The following is a 22325-nucleotide window of genomic DNA, read 5'->3' as shown; positions in this document are numbered from 1 at the left end:
TAACTAAATTAAAATTAACTCAAACAAACTAAAAGTGGAATTTCTTATTGTGTTTTTCTTTTTTAACACCTTCAATTTCAGCTAGCCATTCTTCTGCTTCAACAACATCGCTGGCGTTATCTTCTGCTTCTAATGCTGCAGATTCAGCTTGCCAATAATCTGCTGTTTTGTTGAAGGTTTGGCTAAAGGCATTCCAATAAACCCATTCTTTAAGGTCTTTGGTTTCAGTATCATTGGTATTTGACAAAATTTCATTTTGACTCATCACACCTATTGCGAAAATTAATATGATATTATACATAATTTTTAGTTTTTAGTTGATTAAACATTTATTGTTCAATTGTTTATAAAATAAGTTTTAGATCATTTATTCAACACGTGTTATATATATAAGACGAGTCCATTTTAAATTTGTTACAGGATTTACATAAAATATTTTTTTGAAACTGATTGTTATAAAAAACGTCCGTTAAAGCGCAAGAGCCTTTACGGACGTTTTAATTTTCAAAAATATACTCTTAAAAAAGGACTAAGCTTTGTTTTGCTTTTTTATCATATTTAAAGCAGAACCTTCTCTCACCCAATTAATCTGAGCTTCATTATAGGTATGGTTTAGCTTGATAGTGTCTTTAGAACCGTCTGCATGAACAAGCTCTAATGTAAGTGGTTTATCTTCAGCAAAGTCTTTAAGATCGATAAAGTTGAACGTATCATCTTCTTGAATCAAGTCATAATCATTTTCATTATCAAAAGTTAAACCTAACATACCTTGCTTTTTCAAGTTAGTTTCATGGATTCTTGCAAAAGACTTTACAATTACAGCTCTAACACCGAGATGTCTAGGTTCCATAGCCGCATGTTCACGAGAAGAACCTTCGCCATAGTTATGGTCTCCCACGACGACTGTTGGTATACCTTCTGCTTTGTACTGGCGTTGTGTTTTAGGAACAGCATCGTATTTTCCAGTGATCTGGCTTTTAACAAAATTGGTTTTCATATTAAATGCATTCACAGCACCTATCAAACAATTATCAGAAATATTATCAAGGTGTCCTCGATATTTTAACCATGGACCAGCCATTGATATATGGTCTGTTGTGCACTTACCGTGTGCTTTGATTAATAATTTAGCACCCATGAGGTTTTCACCATCCCAAGGTTCAAAAGGGTCTAGAAGTTGTATGCGGTTAGAGTTTGGATCAACTTTTACTTCAACATTGCTGCCATCTTTTTTAGGCTCTACGTATCCATTATCTTCAACTTCAAATCCTTTCTCCGGAAGTTCTATTCCTTGAGGCATTTCAAGTTTAACTTCTTCACCATCTTCATTGATTAAGGTATCATTAATAGGATCAAAGTCTAACCGACCAGATAAAGCTATTGCAGCAACCATTTCTGGTGAGCCAACAAATGCGTGTGTGTTTGGATTGCCATCTGCACGTTTAGAGAAATTTCTATTGAAAGAGTGAACGATTGTATTTTTTTCACCTTCTTTTACATCGCTTCTGTCCCATTGACCGATACATGGGCCACAAGCATTTGTAAATATTGTTGCGCCAAGGTCTTCAAAGACTTTAAGGAGACCATCACGTTCTGCTGTGTATCGTATCTGTTCAGAACCGGGGTTAATGCCAAAGTCTGATTTTGGTTTTAATTTTTTCTTGACTGCTTGCTCAGCAATAGATGCTGCACGGGTTAAATCTTCGTAAGAAGAGTTGGTACATGATCCAATTAAGCCCCAATCTACTTTTATCGGCCAATCATTGTCTTTTGCTTTTTTACCAAGTTCTCCAACAGGTGTAGCCAGGTCTGGAGTAAATGGTCCATTTAAGTGTGGTCTAAGTGTATTTAAATCTATCTCAATGACTTGATCAAAATATTGTTCTGGATTTTCATATACTTCTGGATCTCCTGTAAGATGTTCTCTTATTTTGTTGGCTTCATCAGCAATTTCATTTCTATCGGTAGCTCTCAAAAAGCGCTCCATAGAATCGTCGTAACCAAATGTTGAAGTCGTTGCTCCAATTTCGGCTCCCATATTACAAATAGTACCTTTCCCAGTACATGATAAGTTATTTGCACCTTCTCCAAAATATTCTACGATGCAACCGGTACCACCTTTAACGGTTAAGATTTCTGCAACTTTTAAGATGACATCCTTTGCCGCTGTCCAGCCTTGTGGACTTCCTTTAAGTTTTACTCCAATGAGTTTAGGAAATTTTAATTCCCAAGGCATACCGGCCATAACATCTACAGCATCAGCTCCACCCACACCTATAGCTACCATTCCAAGTCCGCCAGCATTTACTGTATGTGAATCAGTTCCAATCATCATTCCTCCAGGAAAGGCATAATTTTCTAATACTACCTGGTGAATAATCCCAGCACCAGGTTTCCAAAATCCAATACCGTATTTGTTAGATACCGATTCTAAAAAGTCAAAAACTTCGTTACTAGTTTCGTTTGCTCGAGCCAAATCTTTAGCGGCACCTTGTTTAGCTTGTATAAGGTGGTCACAATGTACTGTAGTGGGCACAGCAACTTTGTCTTTACCTGCTTGCATAAATTGCAAAAGCGCCATTTGAGCTGTCGCATCTTGACAGGCAATCCTATCTGGATCAAACTCAACATAGTCTTTGCCTCTGGTGTATGCTTTTTTAGGTTCTCCTTCTGAAAGATGGGAATATAAAATCTTTTCAGATAATGTGAGTGGCTTTCCAACTACATTTTTTGCCTTTTCTACACGATTTGCCATTTGGCTATAAACAGCCTTTATCATATCAATATCAAATGCCATAATTTATAAATTGTTTAATGATTTTTAAGGAGTAACAAATATAATAAAATCTGAAGATATTTAAAATATATTGAATTTAAAGCCTTGTTAATTGAATATTATTTAATAATAAAGGTGATTGTAGGGATAAAATACATTATATTGATAATTTTAACCTAAAAAAATTATGAATGTGAAAAAAAATTCAACAAACATTTTTTAATTTAATATGATTCTAAATGTTGTCATCTTAGATTAAGTAAAATGATTGTGATTTTAGTTTGTTACATAAAGATTCAAACCACTTAAATACTAAGGTTCAATTTTTATGAAACAAAATCAAGGCTTTAAAAAGCTAGAGCAACTTTTCAATAATTTGTTCTATGCTATAACCTTCAGCTTCAGCTTTATAATTTTTAATCACTCTGTGTTTTAATACACTATAGGCTACTGCTTGGACGTCCTCAATATCTGGAGAAAACTTGCCTTGAGTTGCAGCATTGGTTTTGGCAGCAAGTATGAGGTTTTGTGAAGCTCTAGGTCCAGCTCCCCAATCTACAAATTCTTTTATAAAGTCATTACTTCTGCTGTTATCAGGTCTAGTTTTGGATACTAAATTTACGGCATATTCAATAACATTGTCAGCAACAGGCATCCGTCTTATGAGTTGTTGAATATCTATAATTTCCTGTGCTTCAAATAGAGCTTTTATATCACGAGATAGATTTTGTGTTGTGTTTTTAACAACTTCAACTTCTTCTTTAAAGCTTGGGTACTCGAGGTTTATAGCAAACATGAATCGGTCAAGCTGAGCTTCTGGTAAGGGGTAAGTACCTTCTTGTTCAATAGGGTTTTGAGTGGCTAAAACAAAATAAGGAGCTTTAAGTTTTCGGTGATGTCCAGAAATAGTGACTGCTTTCTCTTGCATGGCTTCGAGTAGTGCCGATTGTGTTTTTGGTGGCGTCCTGTTGATTTCATCTGCCAGTAAAATATTGGTAAATACAGGTCCTTTAATGAACTTAAAATTCTTTTGTGCATCGAGGATTTCAGAGCCTAGAATATCACTTGGCATTAAGTCTGGTGTAAACTGTACGCGTTTAAAAGTTAAACCTAGAGCTTGAGATATCGTATTAATCATAAGTGTTTTGGCTAGTCCTGGAACACCTATTAATAATGCATGACCTCCTGAAAATATGGCAATTAATATTTGGTTAACCACATTATCTTGTCCAACGATTACTTTTGAAACTTCTTGTTTTAATTGTTTATGTTTTTCAACAAATTGTTCTATTCCTTTAACGTCTGACATAATTTTTATTTTAACCAGTCTTTAGCAAAATCACAGGATTTGTAGTCTTTACTAATTTTGATGTAGGTATCTTTCATTTTGCTTTTTTGCCATTTTTGTATTTCTCTTACTTTTTTTTGCTTTAATGCTAAATCACTAATTCTTGCATAATCTTTATTGTAGTCTGCTTCGTGTTCTTTTATGCGTTTAGTGACCGTAAGAATCTTAAAGAATGGTTGTTGTCTCTTATTGCTTTCTGTGTATACTGGTGAAATTTTACCTTCTTTCAAATTAATAATTTTATTGTAGAGTTCGGGATCCATTTTACTCAGTTCAAATCGCTTGTCTAATGTAAGATCATTTATAAGTTGCCCACCACTTTCTGATGTCTCTGCTTCATCAGAAAATTCTTTTGCGGCTTCTTCAAAACTGATTTCACCATCTTCTATGCGTTGTTTTAACGTTTCAATTTTTTTGCGTGCCTTTTCAACAGCTTCATCTGTAATTTCAGGGAATTTGAGAATATGTCGTACATCGACAAACTGACCTCTGATTTTATCTACCGTCAGAATATGCCAACCAAATTCAGTTTTGAAGGGTTTACTCACTTCACCTTCTGCAAGACTAAAGGCTTTATCTTTAAACTCTTTAACTAAGGGTGAATCTCGACTGACATCAGGGATTTTTCCACCTTTGCTTCTCGTACCGCGATCATCTGAATACAAAACGGCTCTTGAAGAAAACCGGGCACCATCTTCTATGACGTCTTCTCGTATTTTATTGAGAAAATCTACGGTTTTTTGAGTTTGCTCTTCTGTAACTTCTGGTTTTATAACAATTTGGGAAACTTCAACTTGAGTCCCAAAAAATGGTTTTTCATCTTCTGGTATTTTGTCAAAAAATTGTCTAACCTCAGCAGGTGTAACCTCAATTTCTTCAACAACACTACCTTGCATTTCTTGAGCTAATACCGTTTCAAAGTTGATATCAAACAATTCTTTTTTCAATTCTTCCTCGGTGTCTTTGCCATAAAAGTCAAGTATTTTTTGAAGACTTCCTGCTTGATTAACCATATACTGAAGTTGTTGCTCAGTCCGGCTATTAACCATCTCTTCTTGGATTTCAATACTATCCTGAATTGCATGATGGGCAAATAACTTATTTTCCATAATTTGTTTTAAAATAAAGCATTTGCTGACTTCTTTACCTGACAATCCCTGTGCCTTTTGATCTTCTCTGGCTTTTAAAATATCGCTTTCAAGTATGAGATAATCTCCTACAACTGCTGCGATGCCATCTATCTTGACCCTTTGATTGTCTATATTGTCTACGAGCAGTTCACTTTTCTGCTTATCGTCTTTAATAAGGTTATCATCCTCATCAATCGTAATTTGAGACCAAGAGGTGGCAGTTAATATCAAAGTCAATATGATGATATAATTATTCAAATATTTCATATGTATTATTTTTTATCGCGTCTTGTAAAATTTGTTTTTCCAGGCTTTTCTTCAGACTTTGTTTTTTCTTACTGATTAAAATTTGCTCAATAGTAGGCTTAATATAGCTTTCTGGTGCCATAGAATTGGGTTTTAATACATCTTTAACATAGATAAAATAACTTCCGATGCTGTCTTTAAATTCAAGGTATCGATTCGGGCTTAAAATTTTCTGGTGTTGTTCAGAATCTAGGTTTGATAAATCTTTAAAAACATTCAAAGATTTTACCCAAACAGAATCATTGAGTTTTACTTTGTCAAATTTAAGCTGCTCTGAGATTAAAAAATCTTGATCGTTTAGATTAAAACGGTTAAAGCTCTCTTTTATTTTTGAGAAATTTTTTAAGTCGTTTTTTATATATAAATACCTAATCTTCAATAAGTATTCATTGATCTTAAACATGTCTTTGTTGGTTTCGTAATAATTTTTTATTGCCGTACTATCCACAAGACTGTCTATTTGTTTTTGGATCATTGCATCCATATAAGCCTTTTTAAAAAGTTCAGATTTGTATTTTTCTACCATATCTTGATAGCGCTCTTGTTTTTTGATAGGAAGGTTAAACTTTGCCTTATCTAATATAATTTTATCCATCGCCCACTCATTGATAAATGACCTGGTAAATATTAAACTATCTTCTTCTGATAGATTTTTAGGAATGACATTTGCGAGGTCTTTTTTGTATAGTATATGTGCATTGACTTTGGCTATGGCATCTTCAGGTTTTTGTTTTTGAAACAAATCACAACCTGGCAAAAAAACCAGACAGCATAATATGAAAATTAGTTTTGCTTTCAAATGTCTAGAGTTGTAGCGATTTTATTAATCTATGATTAACTTTAATATCGTATTTTTGTTTTAATTGAGCAATCCATTTCTTTTCTTTTTCTTTTTGAAGTTCACTTATTACTTTCCCTCTGACTTCATTAAATTGTAATACTCTTGAAGGAATAACTTCTTTTATATCCAAGCAAGTATACTGATTATTGTAGTGATATAGTTTTACTTTATTAGCTTTTAGTTTAAGATTTTCAGGAAGTATTGGGTCATTAATTGAAATGTTGTTTAAAGTTTTAAAAATACTATCAGGGAATTCTTTTCTCAACACATTGATTGGCTTATTCTGAATTGTTCTCTTAATTTTCTTTGCGTCTTTTTTTGAAGAGCTTGAAGCCATTAAAGCATTTATTTTTACATTACTTACAAAGTTACTTTGGTGGTTTTTGTAATACTCTTTTTGTCCTAAAGTGTCTTCCTTGACTGGGTTCCATATTTTTTGTTCCATCACCTCAAACAACAAAAGGCCTTCAAAATAAGTTTTTATTTCAGATGCAAACTCTGGGGAGACATTTTCTAAATTGCGGTTGTGAACTGCTATTAATTTAGCATAAGTAAATTTATCAATTGCCACGTTAATTTTTTCATTGATAGTTGATGACTTAAAGCTACGTTGTTGCTTTTCAATGTATTCTAAAAACGCTTTTAACGTATAACGGTTATTCTCAATTTTTAGAATCCACTGATTGTCATCCTCAATATCTTGATTGTAACGCCATTTATACTTTAAAATGCTATCATTTAACCTGTCTTCAAGAGTAGATAAAATTTCATAATTGGTTACGACTTCATACTGATTGGTCAATTCCTTTTTAATATTTTCTATTAATTTTTTGGAACGGTCTGAAGTTTTAATGTTCCTTATAATTTCAGATTTTATTTCATCTAAAGGTTTAACAGGTGTTTCATCTATATATTTTACAATATGCCAACCAAACTTGGTATTAAAGGGTTTAGATAAGGGATTATTTGTGTCTAAAGTGAAGGCGATATTTTCAAATTTTGATGAATTGAGTTGCCCTACACTAAATGGAGACAAAATACCACCTTTGGGAGCAGTTGGCTTATGATCGGAAAACTGTTTTGCCAAATCTTCAAATTTTTCACCGTTTTGAAGTTTTTGATACAGCTTTTGAATTTCAGACTCAGCATTGTATGTGCTATCCTTAGTCTTTAGATCTTTCATGATATGAGCAACTTCAAGTTTTCCTCTAGATGGACGCTGATCGTTTTTTTTGATAAGGTGATACCCAAATTGTGTTCTGACCGGATGAGAAACTTCATCTATTTCTAGATTGTACGCTGCAGATTCGAATGGGTAAACCATTTTGTAAGCTTTAAACCAGCCTAGATCACCTTGATTGATATTGGCAGACGGGTCATTAGAATAATTTACAGCTAAGTCTGCAAAAGATGCTCCATTTTCTATTTTTTTAAGGATATCAATTGCGGTGTTATAAACTTTTAATGTATCATCTGGTGTGGCATTAGGCTTTAAACTAATTAAAATATGGCTCGCATTAATTTCGTTGGTCATGCGATAATATGTCTCTTGAACTAATTGTTCGGTGACTTTTCCATTAGAAATATACTTGTCAGCTAGTTGTTTGCGATACCGCTCAAACTCCTTTAAAAATTCAGGTAAAGTATCAAGGCCTTCTTCTTTTGCTGCCGCAACTTTGAGCTTAAAATGTAAATACATTTCTGCATAGTCTTCGGGGCTTAAACTATCATCTTCAAAATTTGATTGAGAATTTTTTTTATACTGATTTATAAATTCAGATTGATAAACTTTGTTTTCATTGATACTAAAGACAAGACTATCACTTAAATTGTTTTGAGATATAGATTTTGTAAAACTTCCCAAAACCAAAAAGACAAATACATAAACACATCTATTATTGGTAGTCATTTTAAGTTTCATGGTTTGAAATTTTCAACCGACAAATTTAGTAAATTCAAATTTCTAAAAGCTTAAATTTTTCAAAACACTTAAATGACTTAAACGCTTAAAATTAAGAATCTTAGAATTATGCCAATTTTTGTATAAAAAACTAGTTTGAAAGGGTGGCATTGTATGGCATTAAATTAATTTGTATTATGACTTATTCTACTGACATTATTATAAATAAACCTATAGATGAAGTGATGGCATTGTTTAAAAACCCAGACAACCTGAAGTATTGGCAACGCGGTTTGAAATCGACTAAACTTCTCAAAGGTAAAAGCGGAGAAAAAGGTGCCAAGCGTAAACTTAGTATTAAGCTTGAGGGTCGAGATATCGAAATGATAGAAACCATTACCAAATGTGAACTACCACATCATTGGCATGCCCGATATACTTCAAAGGGTATGGTGAGTTATCAAGAAAATTATTTTGAAAGTTTAGACAACAACTCAACTTATTGGAAAACCAAAAGTATGTTTGAGTTTAACGGTTATATGAGAATTGTCGGAAGGCTACTCCCTGGTATTTTTAAAAATCGTTCCAAAACGGTAATGAAAGATTTTAAAACCTTTGCTGAACAAGGAATTTCAGTAAACACTTAATTATTACAAGCGCGCTCTTTTGCCGCTTTAATAAATGACACAAACAACGGATGCGGATTGGCAACTGTACTCTTGTACTCTGGGTGAAATTGAACACCTATAAACCATGGATGGTTGGGTAATTCCATAATTTCAACGAGATTAGTCTCGGGATTTTTGCCTGTGGCAACTAAACCATGATTTTCTAATTGTTCTAAATATTTATTATTAAGCTCATAGCGATGCCTGTGGCGTTCTGAAATCTGATGAGAACCATAAATTTTGTGACTTAAGCTATCGCGTTTCAATTCGCAATCCCAAGCACCGAGACGCATGGTTCCGCCTTTATTAATGACATCTACTTGGTCTTGCATCAAATCAATAACGGGATGTGGTGTATTGTCGTCCATCTCTGTCGAGTTGGCATCCTCTAGTTTTAAAATATGTCTAGCATATTCTATAACTGCCATTTGTAAACCAAGGCATATCCCAAAAAATGGAATATTGTTTTCGCGGGCATGTTTTACTGCGGCGATTTTTCCTTCAATACCACGTTCACCAAAGCCTGGCGCCACAAGAATTCCGTCAAGTGTTGTCCCTTTTGAATCTTCTTCAATAAACTCAGAATGGATATTAACCACATTGACAACCACATCATTTATGGCTCCGGCATGGATAAATGCCTCTAAGATAGATTTATAAGAATCTTGTAATTCAATATATTTACCTACTAGTCCAATATTGACTTCTTGTTCGGCATTTTTATACTTTCTTAAAAACTCTATCCATTGGTTTAAGTCTGGCTCGGTATCATTAGGGAGCTTCAGTTTTTCTAATGTAATAGTATCTAAACCTTGTTCTTGCATTAATAAAGGCACATCATAAATCGTATTGGCATCGATCGACTGTATGACTGCATTTTCCTTGACATTACAAAAAAGCGCCAGTTTTCTTTTGATGTCCTGCGTGATTTCGTGTTCTGTTCGACATACTAAAACATCAGCAGAAACACCGCTTTCCATCAAGGTTTTTACAGAATGTTGAGTAGGTTTAGTCTTAAGCTCTCCAGCAGCAGACAAATAGGGGATAAGTGTAAGATGAATGACGAGAGAATTATAATCGCCCAGTTCCCATTTGAGTTGTCTTACAGCTTCAATATAGGGTAAAGATTCAATATCACCTACTGTACCTCCAATTTCTGTAATCACAATGTCATACTCACCAGTATTCCCTAAAATTTGGATACGCTCTTTAATTTCGTTGGTAATATGAGGGACTACTTGAACTGTTTTACCGAGAAACTCACCACGTCTTTCTTTTTCGATCACACTTTGATAAATTCTACCTGTGGTAACATTGTTGGCTTGTGAAGTTTTAACGTTTAAAAACCGTTCATAATGACCTAAATCTAAATCGGTTTCTGCACCGTCATCGGTCACATAACACTCACCGTGCTCATAAGGATTTAGTGTGCCTGGATCCACATTGATGTATGGGTCAAGTTTTTGGATGGTCGTTCTAAAACCCCTTGCCTGAAGAAGTTTGGCAAGAGATGCTGCGATGATGCCCTTCCCGAGAGACGATGACACACCGCCTGTAACAAAAATATACTTTGTGTCAGCCATGATGATATCTTAATGATGTCTTTACGGGATGCAAAAATAGAGATTAATCTCAACATAACTGACTCGACACATGATATATTTTTAAGAGTTCTTTAATGGTCGTATTATATCTTCTAAACCATTGACTTTGAGTTCTAAAATCTCTTGCATCTGTAAGCCCAGTTTATTTTTTGGGAATCCTTTTTGCTTGTACCATAGCAAATAATATTCAGGAATATCAATTAAATAGTAACCTTTGTATTTTCCAAAAGGCATTTTGGTATTGGCGAGTGTTTTCAGATAAGCTTTAGAGTTCAATTCTTCTATAATTCAAGATTAATTAAGCCTTTAGGAATGTCATCAATAGTTCAAAACTTTAGTATTCAAAGATAGGCCAACTCAAGGGTTTTATAAAAAATTATTTGTGCCTTACCTTGACGAGTGCAGACTTTACAGCGTCGGGCTTTTCATTCCAAGACCTCGCTTTAGATGCTATCACATTGTGGCCTTTCTGCTGTCTTGTCGGGCTGAGGTCGAAATTCCTTACGCACACTCAATGAATTCATGAAATCAATTGTTTTATAGCCAAGAATTTTTGGATTCTAGTAAATCTATAAAAAACAATTTTGAATAAAACCTACTTTCCTTGATGTGTAAAATATTTAAGACCTCAAAATCATCAAAAATTTCAGCCATAGATGTTTTAAACTATATCGCCAATGCACAGTTTTTGATGAGCTTTTATTGTGCTTGTGATCAAATTCAGATAAAGCTAAGTTTAAATTACCTTGTGCCTTGATTGTTTTCCAAAAGCTTTCAAATTTAGGCTTAATATCCTCGAGATCGATCTCGATTTTATGAGGCTTGTCTTCAAGAAAGTATTTAATATTAGCATTGACCGTTTCAACGTAATCTAAGCAAACTTCATACCGCTCATTAGGATTTAAACTTTCAGGAGGTAGTTTTTTTATGCCATTGGCATAAGCATATATCATACTTTTAGGCAGTAAAAAACGTTTGGAGTAACTTTTAGCAACACTTTTAGAATTGCGTTTCAGATGGACATAAAAAGCGTTTTTACCAAATTTTTCATTCAATTGCCCCAATTGCCAACTCAATCGGTTGTCGGCTTCAATATGATTTTTGGGAAAATCAAATCTTTTGTCACCACAACTATTGCTCAAAGTTTCATGAGATGCTGAGTAATTTGAAATATGTTGGCAGGCTTTAATGAAGCTTGTAGAACCACTTCGGCCAGTACACAAGACAAATACATTCATGGGTTATGATTTAGTAGATAACTTACGCAGTTTTATAGCAGTTAAAACTTTTTTGGTGTATAATGGAAAATCTGCATTCTGAATCCAATTGTAATAACCAGGTTCACGTTCTAATACCTCTTCAACTTTCTTGCCTTTGTGTTTGCCAAAGCCAAAAATTTCTTCACCATTTTTGTTGTATTGTACCATTCCGGCAAAGTCAGCAAATTTTTTATGTGCGCTAAATTCTGCCAACCATTTGGTGTTGTTCTCCAAATCTTCGTATCGATCCAATTGAGATTTTAACACTTCATAAGTTGCATTGGTGTCGGCTTCAGCACTGTGTGCATCAGTCAAATTTTTATCACAATAAAATTTATAAGCCGCTTCTAAAGTCCGTTTTTCTTTTTTATGAAATATGGTCTGTACGTCTATTTTAACTGCATTTTTCATGTCAAAATCTACCTCAGCTCTCAACATTTCTTCGGCCAATAATGGAATATCAAAACGGTTTGAGTTGTAACCCGCCAAATCAGCATCTTTTATGAAGTTGTATATTTTTGGAGCTAAGGTTTTAAATGTAGGTTCGTTTTCAACATCTTTATCATAAATACCGTGCACTTCACTAGATTCTTTTGGGATCGGCATTTCTGGATTGACTCTTAATGTCATACTTTCTTTGTTATGATTAGGAAAAACTTTCAGGATGGCAATTTCTACAATACGATCTTTGGCAATATTGGTTCCTGTTGTTTCTAAATCGAAAAAACATAAAGGTTTAGATAGGTTTAAATCCATGATAAATTTTTAAACAAAGTTAAACTTTTAGTGAGATTTTAATAGGATATACAAAGTTTCTTTGTTTTTTAAAAATATTGGAAAGTATTACTCAATCATCAAAAATTATCCCTTATATTTTTGTGGTAAATACACTATTTTTTTTGTTTCAAAAAAATCGTCTTCAAAATACTTTGAAATGGGAATGACTTCAACCTTTGTATAAGGTTTCAACTCTTTAGATAAATCGCCACCTTTTAAATAAATAATGCCATTTTTAATATCATGTTGAGATTGTTTAGCGATTTTACCTTTTGTCCATTTCACAAATGTTGGCATAGCAGCAACAGCACGACTAATGATAAAGTCGTAATGCCCTTTTGTGTTTTCGACTCTACCGTTAATGGTTTTTACATTTTGAAGACCTAAGTTTTCAACGACCTCATTCACAACTTTAATTTTTTTTGCAATACTATCAACCAAGGTAAAACGTGTTTCAGGAAACAAGATGGCTAATGGTATACCGGGAAAACCTCCACCTGTACCGACATCAATGACTTTTGAACCAGGTTTAAATTGTATAAATTTTGCAATAGCCAAACTGTGTAAAACATGACGAAGGTATATTTCATCAATATCTTTACGAGAAACTACATTTATCTTTTGATTCCAGTTTTTATACAACTCACTTATAGCCTTAAATTGACTTTCCTGTTTTTGTTCTAGACCGGGAAAATATGATGTAATGTATTTCATAGCTATTGCGAAATTAACATATTAAATAGGATTTATCTAATGCAAAGCTTCTTTTAAGTTAATAAGCTATGTGTAGCCAAGATATTTTTTCATGTTAAAAGGGTGTACCGATAGTTTTCTATGGTTTGTTAATAAAATGGTGATATTTTTTGAATATCTACCCCTATTTTTTTAAGGGTAAGTTTAAAAAAAGTCTATTTTTGTGCTCAATAACTAAAAATAAAAATAATGGCAACTTTAAGGTTTAATGCATTAAAAGAATCTTTACAACGATCAAAAGTTCATGTTGAAGAATCTAAAAGACGTTCAGAACTATTCGGACAAAATGTTTTTAATCGTCAAGCGATGCGTCAACATTTGACAAAAAGCTCTTATGAAAGTGTAGTAGACGCTATTGAAAATGGCAGCAAAATAGATCGAAATTTAGCGGACCATATTTCAACCGGAATGAAAGAATGGGCAATTTCTAAAGGGGCAACCCATTATACTCACTGGTTTCAACCGCTTACAGGTTTTACTGCAGAAAAGCACGATGCGTTTTTTGAAACCTTAGGTGATGATGGAACCTCAATCGAAAAATTTACCGGCGGGCAACTCGTACAACAAGAACCAGACGCCTCTAGTTTGCCAAGTGGTGGGATTAGAAATACTTTTGAAGCTCGTGGATATACTGCTTGGGACCCAACATCTCCAGCATTTGTTTGGGGAACAACGCTTTGTATACCTACAATATTTGTGTCTTACACCGGTGAGGCTTTAGATTATAAAACACCACTTTTACGCTCATTACAGTCGCTTGATAAAGCGGCGACAGATGTGTGTAAATATTTTGATAGAAAGGTGACTAAAGTCAATGCGACTTTAGGCTGGGAGCAAGAATATTTTTTAGTAGATAAAGCTTTAGCCGAATCCCGACCTGATTTAATTTTATCTGGTAGAACTTTATTAGGTCATGCACCTGCTAAAGGGCAGCAAATGGATGACCATTATTTTGGGTCAATTCCTACACGTGCACTTGACTTTATGAGAGACTTGGAAACGGAGTGTATGAAATTAGGTATTCCAGTCAAAACTCGTCATAATGAAGTGGCTCCAAACCAATTTGAACTGGCACCAATATTTGAAGAAGCCAACCTGGCGGTTGACCACAATTCACTTATTATGGATATTATGGATAAAGTGGGAGAACGTCATAACTTTAAAGTACTTTTCCACGAAAAACCTTTTAAAGATGTCAATGGTAGTGGTAAGCATAACAACTGGTCAATGAGCACCAATACAGGGGTTAATTTATTGAGCCCAAGTAAAAAACCAATGAAGAATTTACAGTTTTTAACGTTCTTCGTCAATACAATTAAGGCTGTTTATGAGTACGAAGAACTTATACGTGCTACTATTGCTTCGGCTTCAAACGACCATAGACTTGGGGCAAATGAAGCTCCGCCGGCAATTATGTCTGTATTTATCGGGTCTCAATTAACAAAAGTCCTTAATGAACTTGAAAAAGTTACTGATGGTAAATTATCACCAGACGAAAAAACCGATTTAAAGCTAAATGTTGTTGGTAAAATCCCTGAAATTTTACTGGATAACACAGACAGAAACCGAACTTCACCATTTGCTTTTACAGGAAATAAATTTGAATTACGTGCTGTTGGATCTACAGCTAATTGTGCTGAACCTATGACGATGTTGAATGCCATAGTGGCCAAACAATTAAAAGAATTTAAAGTTGAGGTCGATAAGCTTGTCAAAAACAAGAAAATGAAAAAGGATGATGCGATTTTCAATGTTTTAAGAGAATACATCAAAAAATCTAAAAAGATTAGATTTGAAGGAGATGGTTATGGTGAAGCATGGGAAAAAGAAGGTGCTAAGCGCGGCTTAAGTAATAATAAAACTACACCTGAAGCGCTTAAAGCAAAAATTTCTAAAAAGGCAAAAGCTCTTTATAAAGAGTTGAAAATCATGAATGAAGTGGAGGTCGAGGCGAGGTATGATATTCAGATTGAAGACTATTCTAAACATATTCAAATCGAAGCAAGGTTGCTCGGAGATATTGCTAGAAATCACGTCATCCCCACTGCAATTTCTTATCAAAATATATTGATAGATAATGTAAAAGGTCTTAAGGATATTTACGGCAATTCTTTTAAAGATAAGGCCAAAGAACAAATGAATATCATTGAGGCGATTTCTAATCATATTGAGCATATTAACAAAGGTGTAGATGAAATGATAGAAACCCGTAAAAAAGCTAATGCCTTTGAAGATGAGGTCAAAAAAGCTTTTGCTTATTGTAATGAAGTAAAGCCTTACTTTGATACAATTCGATACCATTGTGACAAATTAGAGCTCTTAGTTGATGACGAAATGTGGCCATTAACCAAGTATAGAGAGATGCTTTTTACAAAGTAATCTTTTTAAAAATTCTAGAAAAAGGTCTCTTTTGGAGGCCTTTTTTTATGGATAAGCCAATCAATGTAGTGTATTCCTTGTAATATTCAGCCTAATGTTGTAAAATTACGGGTTAAAAAATATTCATGCCAGAATTTAAACCTAAAGACCAAACTAATAATATATCGAATTTAAATATTTGGCAAGCGCTTATCCCTATTGTGGTATTGGTTGTTTTACTGGCGTTTAATGTTTTAGAGATTTACCAGGACGATGCTTTGGGTGGCTCAAATCAATTTATACTTTTAATATCAGCTGCAGTAGCAATTATCTTAGGAACGTTTAAAGGCGTTTCTTACAAAAAGATGATGGATGATGTGGCTAAAAATATCAAATCCACAGCCGGCGCTATTTTGATACTCTTAATGGTTGGAGCTCTAGCCGGCACCTGGTTACTTAGTGGTGTTATTCCGGTTATGGTATATTACGGCTTACAACTTTTACATCCTTCGATATTTTTAGCCGCTTGTGTGATAATTTGTTCTTTAATTTCTATTTCTACAGGAAGTAGTTGGACAACCTCTGCAACTGTCGGTATTGCCTTAATTGGTATAGCTCAAGTCCTTGGTATTTCGGTAGGGATGACAGCCGGTGCTATTCTTTCAGGTGCTTATTTTGGAGATAAACTCTCACCGATGAGCGACACCACAAATTTGGCACCAGCTATGGCGGGTACAGACCTATTTACACATATACGATACATGACGCTAACTACGGTACCCTCAATTTCAGTTACTTTAATCGTGTTTTTAATTATTGGTTTTAATCTAGAGACTGCTTCAATTTCAGAAAACCCAAGTATTTTAAAAGACTTAAAAGCTTCTTTTTTTATTACACCTTGGCTATTTATTGTGCCTATTTTGGTCATTGTGATGATAGTCAAAAAAACACCGCCTTTGGTGGCTTTGTTTGCTGGAACCTTATTGGGAGCCATAGCAGCATTAATTTTTCAACCTGATTTAGTCTTGTTAGTGGCCGATAGCGCTGGTGATACTTTCAATTCGTTTTATAAAGGTTTAGTAAATACCATAACCGGTGATATCAAAATACCAACAGACAATGAATTACTGACTGATCTGTTTCAAAGTTCAGGAATGAAAGGCATGCTTAATACCATTTGGCTTATTATTTGTGCTATGGTTTTTGGAGGTGTGATGGAAGCCATAGGGGCTTTACAAACTTTAAGTAAAGGATTATTAAACTTATTTCATACCACTTTTGGATTGTTTGCGTCAACAGTAGCAAGTTGCTTAGCCCTAAATGCCACGGCATCCGATCAGTATCTCGCCATAGTGATTCCTGGTAAAATGTTTTCTAAGGCTTACAAAGATAAAGGTCTTGCACCAGAAAACTTAAGCCGTGCTTTAGAAGATTCTGGTACCGTCACATCAGTTTTAATTCCTTACAATACCTGTGGTGCATACCACAGTAATGTGCTAGGGGTTCCAGTGGCAGACTATTTTGTTTATGCTATATTTAATTATATCAGTCCATTTATGACACTTATTTTTGCAGCATTTAATATAAAAATCAGACAACTTAAAAACACTTTATAATGAAGCTTGATATTTTAGCCTTTGGTGCTCATCCCGATGATGTAGAACTCAGTTGTGCAGGCACACTTGCAGTTGAAATACAAAACGGCAAAAGCGTTGGGATTATTGACTTGACAAGAGGAGAAATGGGAACTCGAGGTAATGCAGAAACACGAGCTCAGGAAGCAAAAGATGCTGCTGAAATATTAGGGGTAAGTATGCGAGATAATTTAGGTTTTAAAGATGCTTTATTCGTAAATAACGAAGCGCATAAACACGAAGTGGTAAGAGTGTTGAGGCAATACCAACCAAAAGTTGTATTTTGTAATGCAATACAAGATAGACATATAGACCACGGAAGAGCTAGCCAATTAGTTAGTCAAGCTTGTTTTTTGAGCGGTCTAAAAAAATATGAAACGACGTTAAACGGCGAAGTTCAAGACCAATGGCGACCAAGTAAAGTTTACCACTATATACAATGGCATGATATTGAGCCAGACTTTGTCGTCGATATTTCAAATACAATAGACAAGAAAATTGCATCTGTTAAAGCTTACAAAACACAATTTCATAACCCAAATAGCAATGAACCAGAAACGCCAATTTCAAGTTCTAACTTTATGGAAAGTATAAGCTACAGAGCGAGAAATTTTGGTCGCATCATAGGTGTCGATTATGCTGAAGGTTTTACTGTTGAACGTTACATTGGAGTAAAGTCGGTATTTGATTTAATATAATTTGATATTTAAATTAATGAAGTTCACAAAGAGCAAATGCAGGTTTATATTTATTCTAAAAAGTTTTGCTGAACGCTAAAATTGCGTAAATTTGCACTCGCATTTTGTAAATGCATATACCATATTAATGGTGGCTGTAGCTCAGTTGGTTAGAGTATCGGTTTGTGGATCCGAGGGTCGTGGGTTCGAATCCCATCAGCCACCCAAATTGCCTTCAGGTTTTAATCTGAAGGTTTTTTATTTCTAAAGTTTCCAGCACATAAATTAATATACCATCTACTGATATAATAAAAAAAGCCCTTTTCATCGGAAAAGGGCTTTTAAGCGATAATAGGATTGATGTTTATTTGACTTTATCGACTACAGCTTTAAAAGCTTCAGGGTTGTGAACAGCAAGATCGGCTAAGACTTTGCGGTTGAGTTCGATATTACTTTTCTTCAGTCTCCCCATAAACTGAGAATAAGACATCCCGTGTTGTCTTGCAGCTGCATTAATTCTTACAATCCATAGTTTTCTAAAGTTTCTTTTCTTTGCTCTTCTATCTCTGTAGGCATAGACTAGACCTTTTTCTACAGCATTTTTAGCAATTGTCCAAACGTTTTTACGTCTACCGTAATAGCCTTTGGCTTGCTTCATTATTTTTTTTCGTCTCGCTCTTGAAGCGACTGAATTTGTTGATCTTGGCATAATTTATTGTTTTTTTGTAGTAGGCAGTTTAAGTTTTAAACATTTTACGAGCCATACTCCAGGGTTAATATTTGTTTAACCGAGAAAGCTTACTTTAAACCGAGTTGTTGTTTAATGTTTCTTTCGTCTGATTTATCTACGATTGCATCGTGCGTTAATCTAAGTTTTCTTTTCTTAGATTTTTTAGTCAAAATGTGCCGCTTAAAAGCGTGTTTGCGCTTTAACTTTCCGCTTCCGGTAACTTTAAAACGCTTTTTTGCACTTGATTTGGTTTTAAACTTCGTTTTTTTAGACATGTTTATATTTTAATTTATTATCGCTTTATTTCTTTTGTGAAGTAGGCGAGACCATCATAATCATTCGCTTTCCTTCCAGTTTTGGTAATTGTTCAACTTTACCGTATTCTTCTAAATCTTGAGCGAGTCTTAACAACAAGATTTCGCCTTTTTCTTTAAAAACAATTGATCGACCTTTAAAGAATACAAAAGCCTTTAACTTGGCGCCGTCCTTTAAAAACTTAATGGCGTTGTTCTTTTTAAATTCGTAATCATGATCATCAGTATTTGGGCCAAAACGAATTTCTTTAACCACCACTTTTGAGGCCTTTGCTTTTAATTTTTTTTCTCTTTTCTTTTGTTCGTAGAGAAACTTTTTATAATCCATGACTTTAGTTACGGGCGGATCTGCTTTTGGAGAAATCTCCACTAAATCTAAACCTTGTTCATCTGCCATAGATAAAGCCTCCTTAATGGGATAAATTCCCATTTTGACATTGTCACCAACAACTCGAACTTCTTTGGCTCTTATCTTGTCGTTAATGCGATGTTTGTCTTCTCGTTTTTCTCTTCGACGGTAATTTGATTTTCTTCTTCTAATTGTTTTATATGATTTTAATTAAACTTTATTCTTCAAAATAACGCTTTTGAGCGTTAATTTCATTAGTTATCAGTGCTGAAAATTCTTCAATAAGCATTTCGCCTAAATCTTCACCACCGTGTTTTCTAATCGAAACAGTCACATTTTCAGCTTCATTTTCGCCCACAATAATCATAAAAGGAATTTTTTGGGTTTCCGCATCACGTATTTTTTTACCCATAGTTTCACTTCGATGATCTGTGCGGGCGCGAATTTCGTGTTTTTTAAGCAAATTTAAAACTTTTTTAGAATAATTTTCATATTTCTCACTGATTGATAATATGATAGCTTGTTCATTGGTTAACCAGAGCGGAAAATTGCCAGCCGTATGTTCTAATAAAATAGCGATAAAGCGTTCCATACTGCCAAATGGAGCTCGGTGAATCATCACAGGTCTGTGCATTTCATTATCTGCACCTTTGTAAGTCAAATCAAAACGCTCAGGCAAGTTGTAATCGACTTGTATGGTGCCCAATTGCCATTCGCGCTGTAAAGCATCTTTGACCATAAAGTCGAGTTTTGGCCCATAAAAGGCGGCTTCTCCGGTTTCTACATGATAGTTGAGTCCTTTTTCTTCTGCCGCTTTGATGATGGCCTGTTCAGCTTTTTGCCAATTTTTATCAGAACCTATATATTTTTCTTTGTTTTCTGGATCCCTTAAAGAGACTTGAGCTGTAAAGTTTTCAAATCCTAATGATCCAAATACATAAAGCACAAGATCGATGACTTTTTTAAACTCTTCATCCAATTGATCGGGCGTGCAAAAAATATGGGCATCGTCTTGTGTAAAGCCTCTAACACGGGTTAAACCGTGAAGTTCTCCACTTTGTTCATAGCGGTATACGGTGCCAAATTCGGCATAGCGTTTAGGCAAATCTTTATAACTCCAAGCCGCTGAATTGTAGATTTCGCAATGATGCGGACAATTCATGGGTTTGAGCAAAAACTCTTCGTTATCTTTTGGTGTGCTAATAGGTTGAAAGCTGTCTTCACCATACTTTTCGTAATGTCCTGAAGTGACATATAAATCTTTATGGCCAATATGAGGAGAAACCACTTGTTCATAGCCGGCATTTTGTTGGGCATCTTTAAGAAAATTTTCAAGGCGTTCACGAAGCGCAGCACCTTTAGGCAACCAAAGTGGTAAACCTTGCCCAACTTTTTGAGAAAAGGTAAAGAGTTCTAGTTCTCTGCCAAGTTTTCTATGGTCTCTTTTTTTGGCTTCTTCCAGTAATTCTAAGTATTCTTTTAGCATCTTTTGTTTCGGGAAAGCAATGCCGTAAACCCGAGTAAGTTGTGGATTGGTTTCATCGCCACGCCAATAGGCACCTGCGGCGCTCAGTAATTTAACGGCTTTGATAAATCCCGTATGTGGGATGTGACCACCACGACATAAATCTGTAAAATCATCGTGATCGCAAAAGGTGATTTCACCATCTTCAAGATTTTCAATTAATTCAGTTTTAAACGGATTGGATTTATAATACTCTAAAGCTTCTTGTTTTGAAACTGCTCTGAGTTGAAATTCATGTTTTTGGCGAGCGATTTCCAACATGGTTTTTTCAATTTTTGGAAAATCTTTTTCAGAAATACTCTCATCTCCAAAATCGATGTCATAATAAAAGCCTTGATCAATAGGTGGGCCAATGGTAAGTTTAGCTTTGGGGTAAAATTTTAATATCGCTTGGGCCATCAGGTGTGCTGCAGAGTGCCAAAGGGCTTTTTTGCCGTCTTTATCATTAAATGTGTAAAGCACCAATTTTCCATCTTCATTTAAAGGGGTTGAGGTTTCAACCGTATTGCCATTATACGAGGCTGAAATGACATTTCGTGCCAGACCGTGACTTATACTTTGCGCGACGTCAAAGGGTGTTGAACCGCTTTTTACTTGTTTTACACTCCCATCCGGTAAAGTTATATTGATCATGAATCCAAAAATTTTTGGCAAAGATAAACAAGTGATGAGTATTGGTTGGGTTTGGGGTTGGAAATTTTGAACGAAATTTGTAACTAGGGGTGCAATTACTCTTGTTCAAACCATCCCGAATACGTCACATAATTCTCAGCAATTCTGTCAATTTCGCCTTGGGTTAATTCAGGGCTGATGTCTTTAATCTTTTTTGCAGGAACACCTGCGTAAATACTGTCTGACTCTACAATGGTGTTTTGTGTAACCACGGCACCAGCAGCTATGATACTGTTTGAGTGAATAACACAATTGTCCATTACAATACTGCCCATGCCGATTAACACGTTATCGTGAATCTTGCAGCCATGAACAATGGCGTTATGACCAATCGATACATTATTGCCAATATTTGTAGGGTGCTTTTGATAAGTGCAGTGAATAACCGCACCGTCTTGAACATTAACTTTATCGCCCATTTTAATATAATGCACATCACCACGTATCACAGCATTAAACCACACACTGCATTGTTGTCCCATAGTGACTTCGCCAACTATTGTAGCGTTTTCAGCAATAAAACAATCTGATGGGATTTGTGGGGACTTGTTGTTTACGCTTAGTATTGTGGGCATGTTTTGATTTTTAACAAAGATAATGCTAAGAAATTTGTTACTCAACATATAGATAAAAAAAACACCGATTGACGATTATCGAGTTTATCGAAATGCTCAGTGTATCAAGCTCCTTGGGTATGACAAATC

The 22325-nt window shown here is 34.8% G+C and carries 20 protein-coding genes and 1 tRNA gene; 5 read left to right on the top strand and 16 right to left on the bottom strand.

The annotated features are described in order from the left end of the window. Window positions 1–28: 28 nt before the first annotated feature. The 6 genes from FCN74_RS08805 to FCN74_RS08780 all read right to left on the bottom strand — a co-directional run bounded on the left by FCN74_RS08805 (window position 29) and on the right by FCN74_RS08780 (window position 8322). A complete protein-coding gene (locus FCN74_RS08805; RefSeq protein WP_138932223.1) occupies window positions 29–301 on the bottom strand; it encodes a hypothetical protein in 273 nt (90 codons plus the stop codon). Between the two features lie 228 nt (window positions 302–529). After that, window positions 530–2797: an aconitate hydratase gene (locus FCN74_RS08800; RefSeq protein WP_138932222.1), complete on the bottom strand. Its 2268-nt coding sequence runs from the start codon at window positions 2795–2797 to the stop codon at window positions 530–532. 334 nt (window positions 2798–3131) lie between these two features. Then, entirely contained in the window at window positions 3132–4085 is a 954-nt protein-coding gene (locus FCN74_RS08795; RefSeq protein ID WP_138932221.1) for an AAA family ATPase, read from the bottom strand. 5 nt (window positions 4086–4090) lie between these two features. Continuing rightward, a complete protein-coding gene (locus FCN74_RS08790) occupies window positions 4091–5521 on the bottom strand; it encodes a peptidylprolyl isomerase (RefSeq protein WP_246062595.1) in 1431 nt (476 codons plus the stop codon). Continuing rightward, on the bottom strand, window positions 5505–6359 hold the full coding sequence (locus tag FCN74_RS08785; protein ID WP_138932220.1) for a peptidyl-prolyl cis-trans isomerase: 855 nt from the start codon (window positions 6357–6359) through the stop codon (window positions 5505–5507). The genes FCN74_RS08790 and FCN74_RS08785 overlap by 17 nt, the downstream gene beginning before the upstream one ends. 4 nt (window positions 6360–6363) lie before the next feature. Beyond that, window positions 6364–8322 (bottom strand): peptidylprolyl isomerase, encoded by a 1959-nt coding sequence (locus FCN74_RS08780; protein WP_138932219.1) that lies wholly within the window; start codon window positions 8320–8322, stop codon window positions 6364–6366. A 176-nt stretch (window positions 8323–8498) separates the two neighbouring features. Between FCN74_RS08780 and FCN74_RS08775 the strand changes: the two genes are divergently transcribed. Continuing rightward, complete coding sequence (locus FCN74_RS08775) at window positions 8499–8948, top strand: SRPBCC family protein (protein ID WP_138932218.1); 450 nt, start codon at window positions 8499–8501, stop codon at window positions 8946–8948. On the opposite strand, the gene FCN74_RS08770 is transcribed toward FCN74_RS08775, so the two are convergent. The 5 genes from FCN74_RS08770 to rsmG form a co-directional block, all read right to left on the bottom strand. After that, window positions 8945–10552 carry a CTP synthase gene (locus FCN74_RS08770; RefSeq protein ID WP_138932217.1) on the bottom strand — a complete coding sequence of 536 codons (1608 nt, stop codon included), beginning with the start codon at window positions 10550–10552 and terminating at the stop codon, window positions 8945–8947. The genes FCN74_RS08775 and FCN74_RS08770 overlap by 4 nt on opposite strands. A gap of 81 nt (window positions 10553–10633) precedes the next feature. Continuing rightward, entirely contained in the window at window positions 10634–10858 is a 225-nt protein-coding gene (locus FCN74_RS08765) for a DUF3820 family protein (protein WP_138932216.1), read from the bottom strand. Window positions 10859–11193: 335 nt separating this feature from the next. Then, window positions 11194–11811, bottom strand: a complete 618-nt coding sequence (locus tag FCN74_RS08760) for a hypothetical protein (protein WP_212751768.1) — start codon at window positions 11809–11811, stop codon at window positions 11194–11196. Between the two features lie 3 nt (window positions 11812–11814). After that, the gene (locus FCN74_RS08755; RefSeq protein WP_138932215.1) at window positions 11815–12588 is read right to left on the bottom strand and encodes a 3'-5' exonuclease; all 774 of its coding nucleotides are present in this window, start codon (window positions 12586–12588) and stop codon (window positions 11815–11817) included. 105 nt (window positions 12589–12693) lie between these two features. After that, window positions 12694–13323: a 16S rRNA (guanine(527)-N(7))-methyltransferase RsmG gene (rsmG, locus tag FCN74_RS08750; RefSeq protein ID WP_138932214.1), complete on the bottom strand. Its 630-nt coding sequence runs from the start codon at window positions 13321–13323 to the stop codon at window positions 12694–12696. 228 nt (window positions 13324–13551) lie between these two features. Between rsmG and FCN74_RS08745 the strand changes: the two genes are divergently transcribed. The 4 genes from FCN74_RS08745 to FCN74_RS08730 all read left to right on the top strand — a co-directional run bounded on the left by FCN74_RS08745 (window position 13552) and on the right by FCN74_RS08730 (window position 18256). Next, window positions 13552–15741 (top strand): glutamine synthetase III family protein, encoded by a 2190-nt coding sequence (locus tag FCN74_RS08745; RefSeq protein WP_138932213.1) that lies wholly within the window; start codon window positions 13552–13554, stop codon window positions 15739–15741. A gap of 125 nt (window positions 15742–15866) precedes the next feature. Continuing rightward, a complete protein-coding gene (gene nhaC / locus FCN74_RS08740; protein WP_138932212.1) occupies window positions 15867–17336 on the top strand; it encodes a Na+/H+ antiporter NhaC in 1470 nt (489 codons plus the stop codon). Further along, window positions 17336–18052 carry a bacillithiol biosynthesis deacetylase BshB1 gene (gene bshB1, locus FCN74_RS08735; RefSeq protein WP_138932211.1) on the top strand — a complete coding sequence of 239 codons (717 nt, stop codon included), beginning with the start codon at window positions 17336–17338 and terminating at the stop codon, window positions 18050–18052. Before nhaC ends, bshB1 begins: the two co-directional genes overlap by 1 nt. A gap of 130 nt (window positions 18053–18182) precedes the next feature. Further along, window positions 18183–18256: transfer RNA gene (locus FCN74_RS08730), tRNA-His, on the top strand. 139 nt (window positions 18257–18395) lie between these two features. Here the strand turns inward: FCN74_RS08730 and rplT are convergent. The 5 genes from rplT to FCN74_RS08705 form a co-directional block, all read right to left on the bottom strand. Then, window positions 18396–18740 carry a 50S ribosomal protein L20 gene (gene rplT / locus FCN74_RS08725; protein WP_138932210.1) on the bottom strand — a complete coding sequence of 115 codons (345 nt, stop codon included), beginning with the start codon at window positions 18738–18740 and terminating at the stop codon, window positions 18396–18398. 89 nt (window positions 18741–18829) lie between these two features. Next, a complete protein-coding gene (rpmI, locus tag FCN74_RS08720; RefSeq protein ID WP_138932209.1) occupies window positions 18830–19036 on the bottom strand; it encodes a 50S ribosomal protein L35 in 207 nt (68 codons plus the stop codon). A 25-nt stretch (window positions 19037–19061) separates the two neighbouring features. Beyond that, window positions 19062–19616 (bottom strand): translation initiation factor IF-3, encoded by a 555-nt coding sequence (gene infC / locus FCN74_RS08715; RefSeq protein WP_262710031.1) that lies wholly within the window; start codon window positions 19614–19616, stop codon window positions 19062–19064. Window positions 19617–19641: 25 nt separating this feature from the next. Continuing rightward, the gene (gene thrS / locus FCN74_RS08710; protein WP_138932207.1) at window positions 19642–21582 is read right to left on the bottom strand and encodes a threonine--tRNA ligase; all 1941 of its coding nucleotides are present in this window, start codon (window positions 21580–21582) and stop codon (window positions 19642–19644) included. A 95-nt stretch (window positions 21583–21677) separates the two neighbouring features. Then, window positions 21678–22196 carry a gamma carbonic anhydrase family protein gene (locus FCN74_RS08705; protein ID WP_138932206.1) on the bottom strand — a complete coding sequence of 173 codons (519 nt, stop codon included), beginning with the start codon at window positions 22194–22196 and terminating at the stop codon, window positions 21678–21680. Window positions 22197–22325 lie beyond the last annotated feature (129 nt).

Source organism: Mesohalobacter halotolerans (assembly GCF_006120725.1).
Classification (GTDB): Bacteria; Bacteroidota; Bacteroidia; order Flavobacteriales; family Flavobacteriaceae; genus Psychroflexus; species Psychroflexus halotolerans.
This window is presented reverse-complemented; position numbering and strand designations above follow the sequence as displayed.

Coding starts and splice junctions, on each gene's coding strand:
- nhaC (WP_138932212.1), top strand. CDS start 15,867: ATGCCAGAATTTAAACCTAAAGACCAAACTAATAATATATCGAATTTA.
- FCN74_RS08780 (WP_138932219.1), bottom strand. CDS start 8,322: ATGAAACTTAAAATGACTACCAATAATAGATGTGTTTATGTATTTGTC.
- rpmI (WP_138932209.1), bottom strand. CDS start 19,036: ATGTCTAAAAAAACGAAGTTTAAAACCAAATCAAGTGCAAAAAAGCGT.
- FCN74_RS08795 (WP_138932221.1), bottom strand. CDS start 4,085: ATGTCAGACGTTAAAGGAATAGAACAATTTGTTGAAAAACATAAACAA.
- FCN74_RS08800 (WP_138932222.1), bottom strand. CDS start 2,797: ATGGCATTTGATATTGATATGATAAAGGCTGTTTATAGCCAAATGGCA.
- FCN74_RS08770 (WP_138932217.1), bottom strand. CDS start 10,552: ATGGCTGACACAAAGTATATTTTTGTTACAGGCGGTGTGTCATCGTCT.
- FCN74_RS08775 (WP_138932218.1), top strand. CDS start 8,499: ATGACTTATTCTACTGACATTATTATAAATAAACCTATAGATGAAGTG.
- FCN74_RS08805 (WP_138932223.1), bottom strand. CDS start 301: ATGTATAATATCATATTAATTTTCGCAATAGGTGTGATGAGTCAAAAT.
- FCN74_RS08755 (WP_138932215.1), bottom strand. CDS start 12,588: ATGGATTTAAACCTATCTAAACCTTTATGTTTTTTCGATTTAGAAACA.
- FCN74_RS08745 (WP_138932213.1), top strand. CDS start 13,552: ATGGCAACTTTAAGGTTTAATGCATTAAAAGAATCTTTACAACGATCA.
- FCN74_RS08790 (WP_246062595.1), bottom strand. CDS start 5,521: ATGAAATATTTGAATAATTATATCATCATATTGACTTTGATATTAACT.
- FCN74_RS08760 (WP_212751768.1), bottom strand. CDS start 11,811: ATGAATGTATTTGTCTTGTGTACTGGCCGAAGTGGTTCTACAAGCTTC.
- FCN74_RS08705 (WP_138932206.1), bottom strand. CDS start 22,196: ATGCCCACAATACTAAGCGTAAACAACAAGTCCCCACAAATCCCATCA.
- rsmG (WP_138932214.1), bottom strand. CDS start 13,323: ATGAAATACATTACATCATATTTTCCCGGTCTAGAACAAAAACAGGAA.
- rplT (WP_138932210.1), bottom strand. CDS start 18,740: ATGCCAAGATCAACAAATTCAGTCGCTTCAAGAGCGAGACGAAAAAAA.
- thrS (WP_138932207.1), bottom strand. CDS start 21,582: ATGATCAATATAACTTTACCGGATGGGAGTGTAAAACAAGTAAAAAGC.
- bshB1 (WP_138932211.1), top strand. CDS start 17,336: ATGAAGCTTGATATTTTAGCCTTTGGTGCTCATCCCGATGATGTAGAA.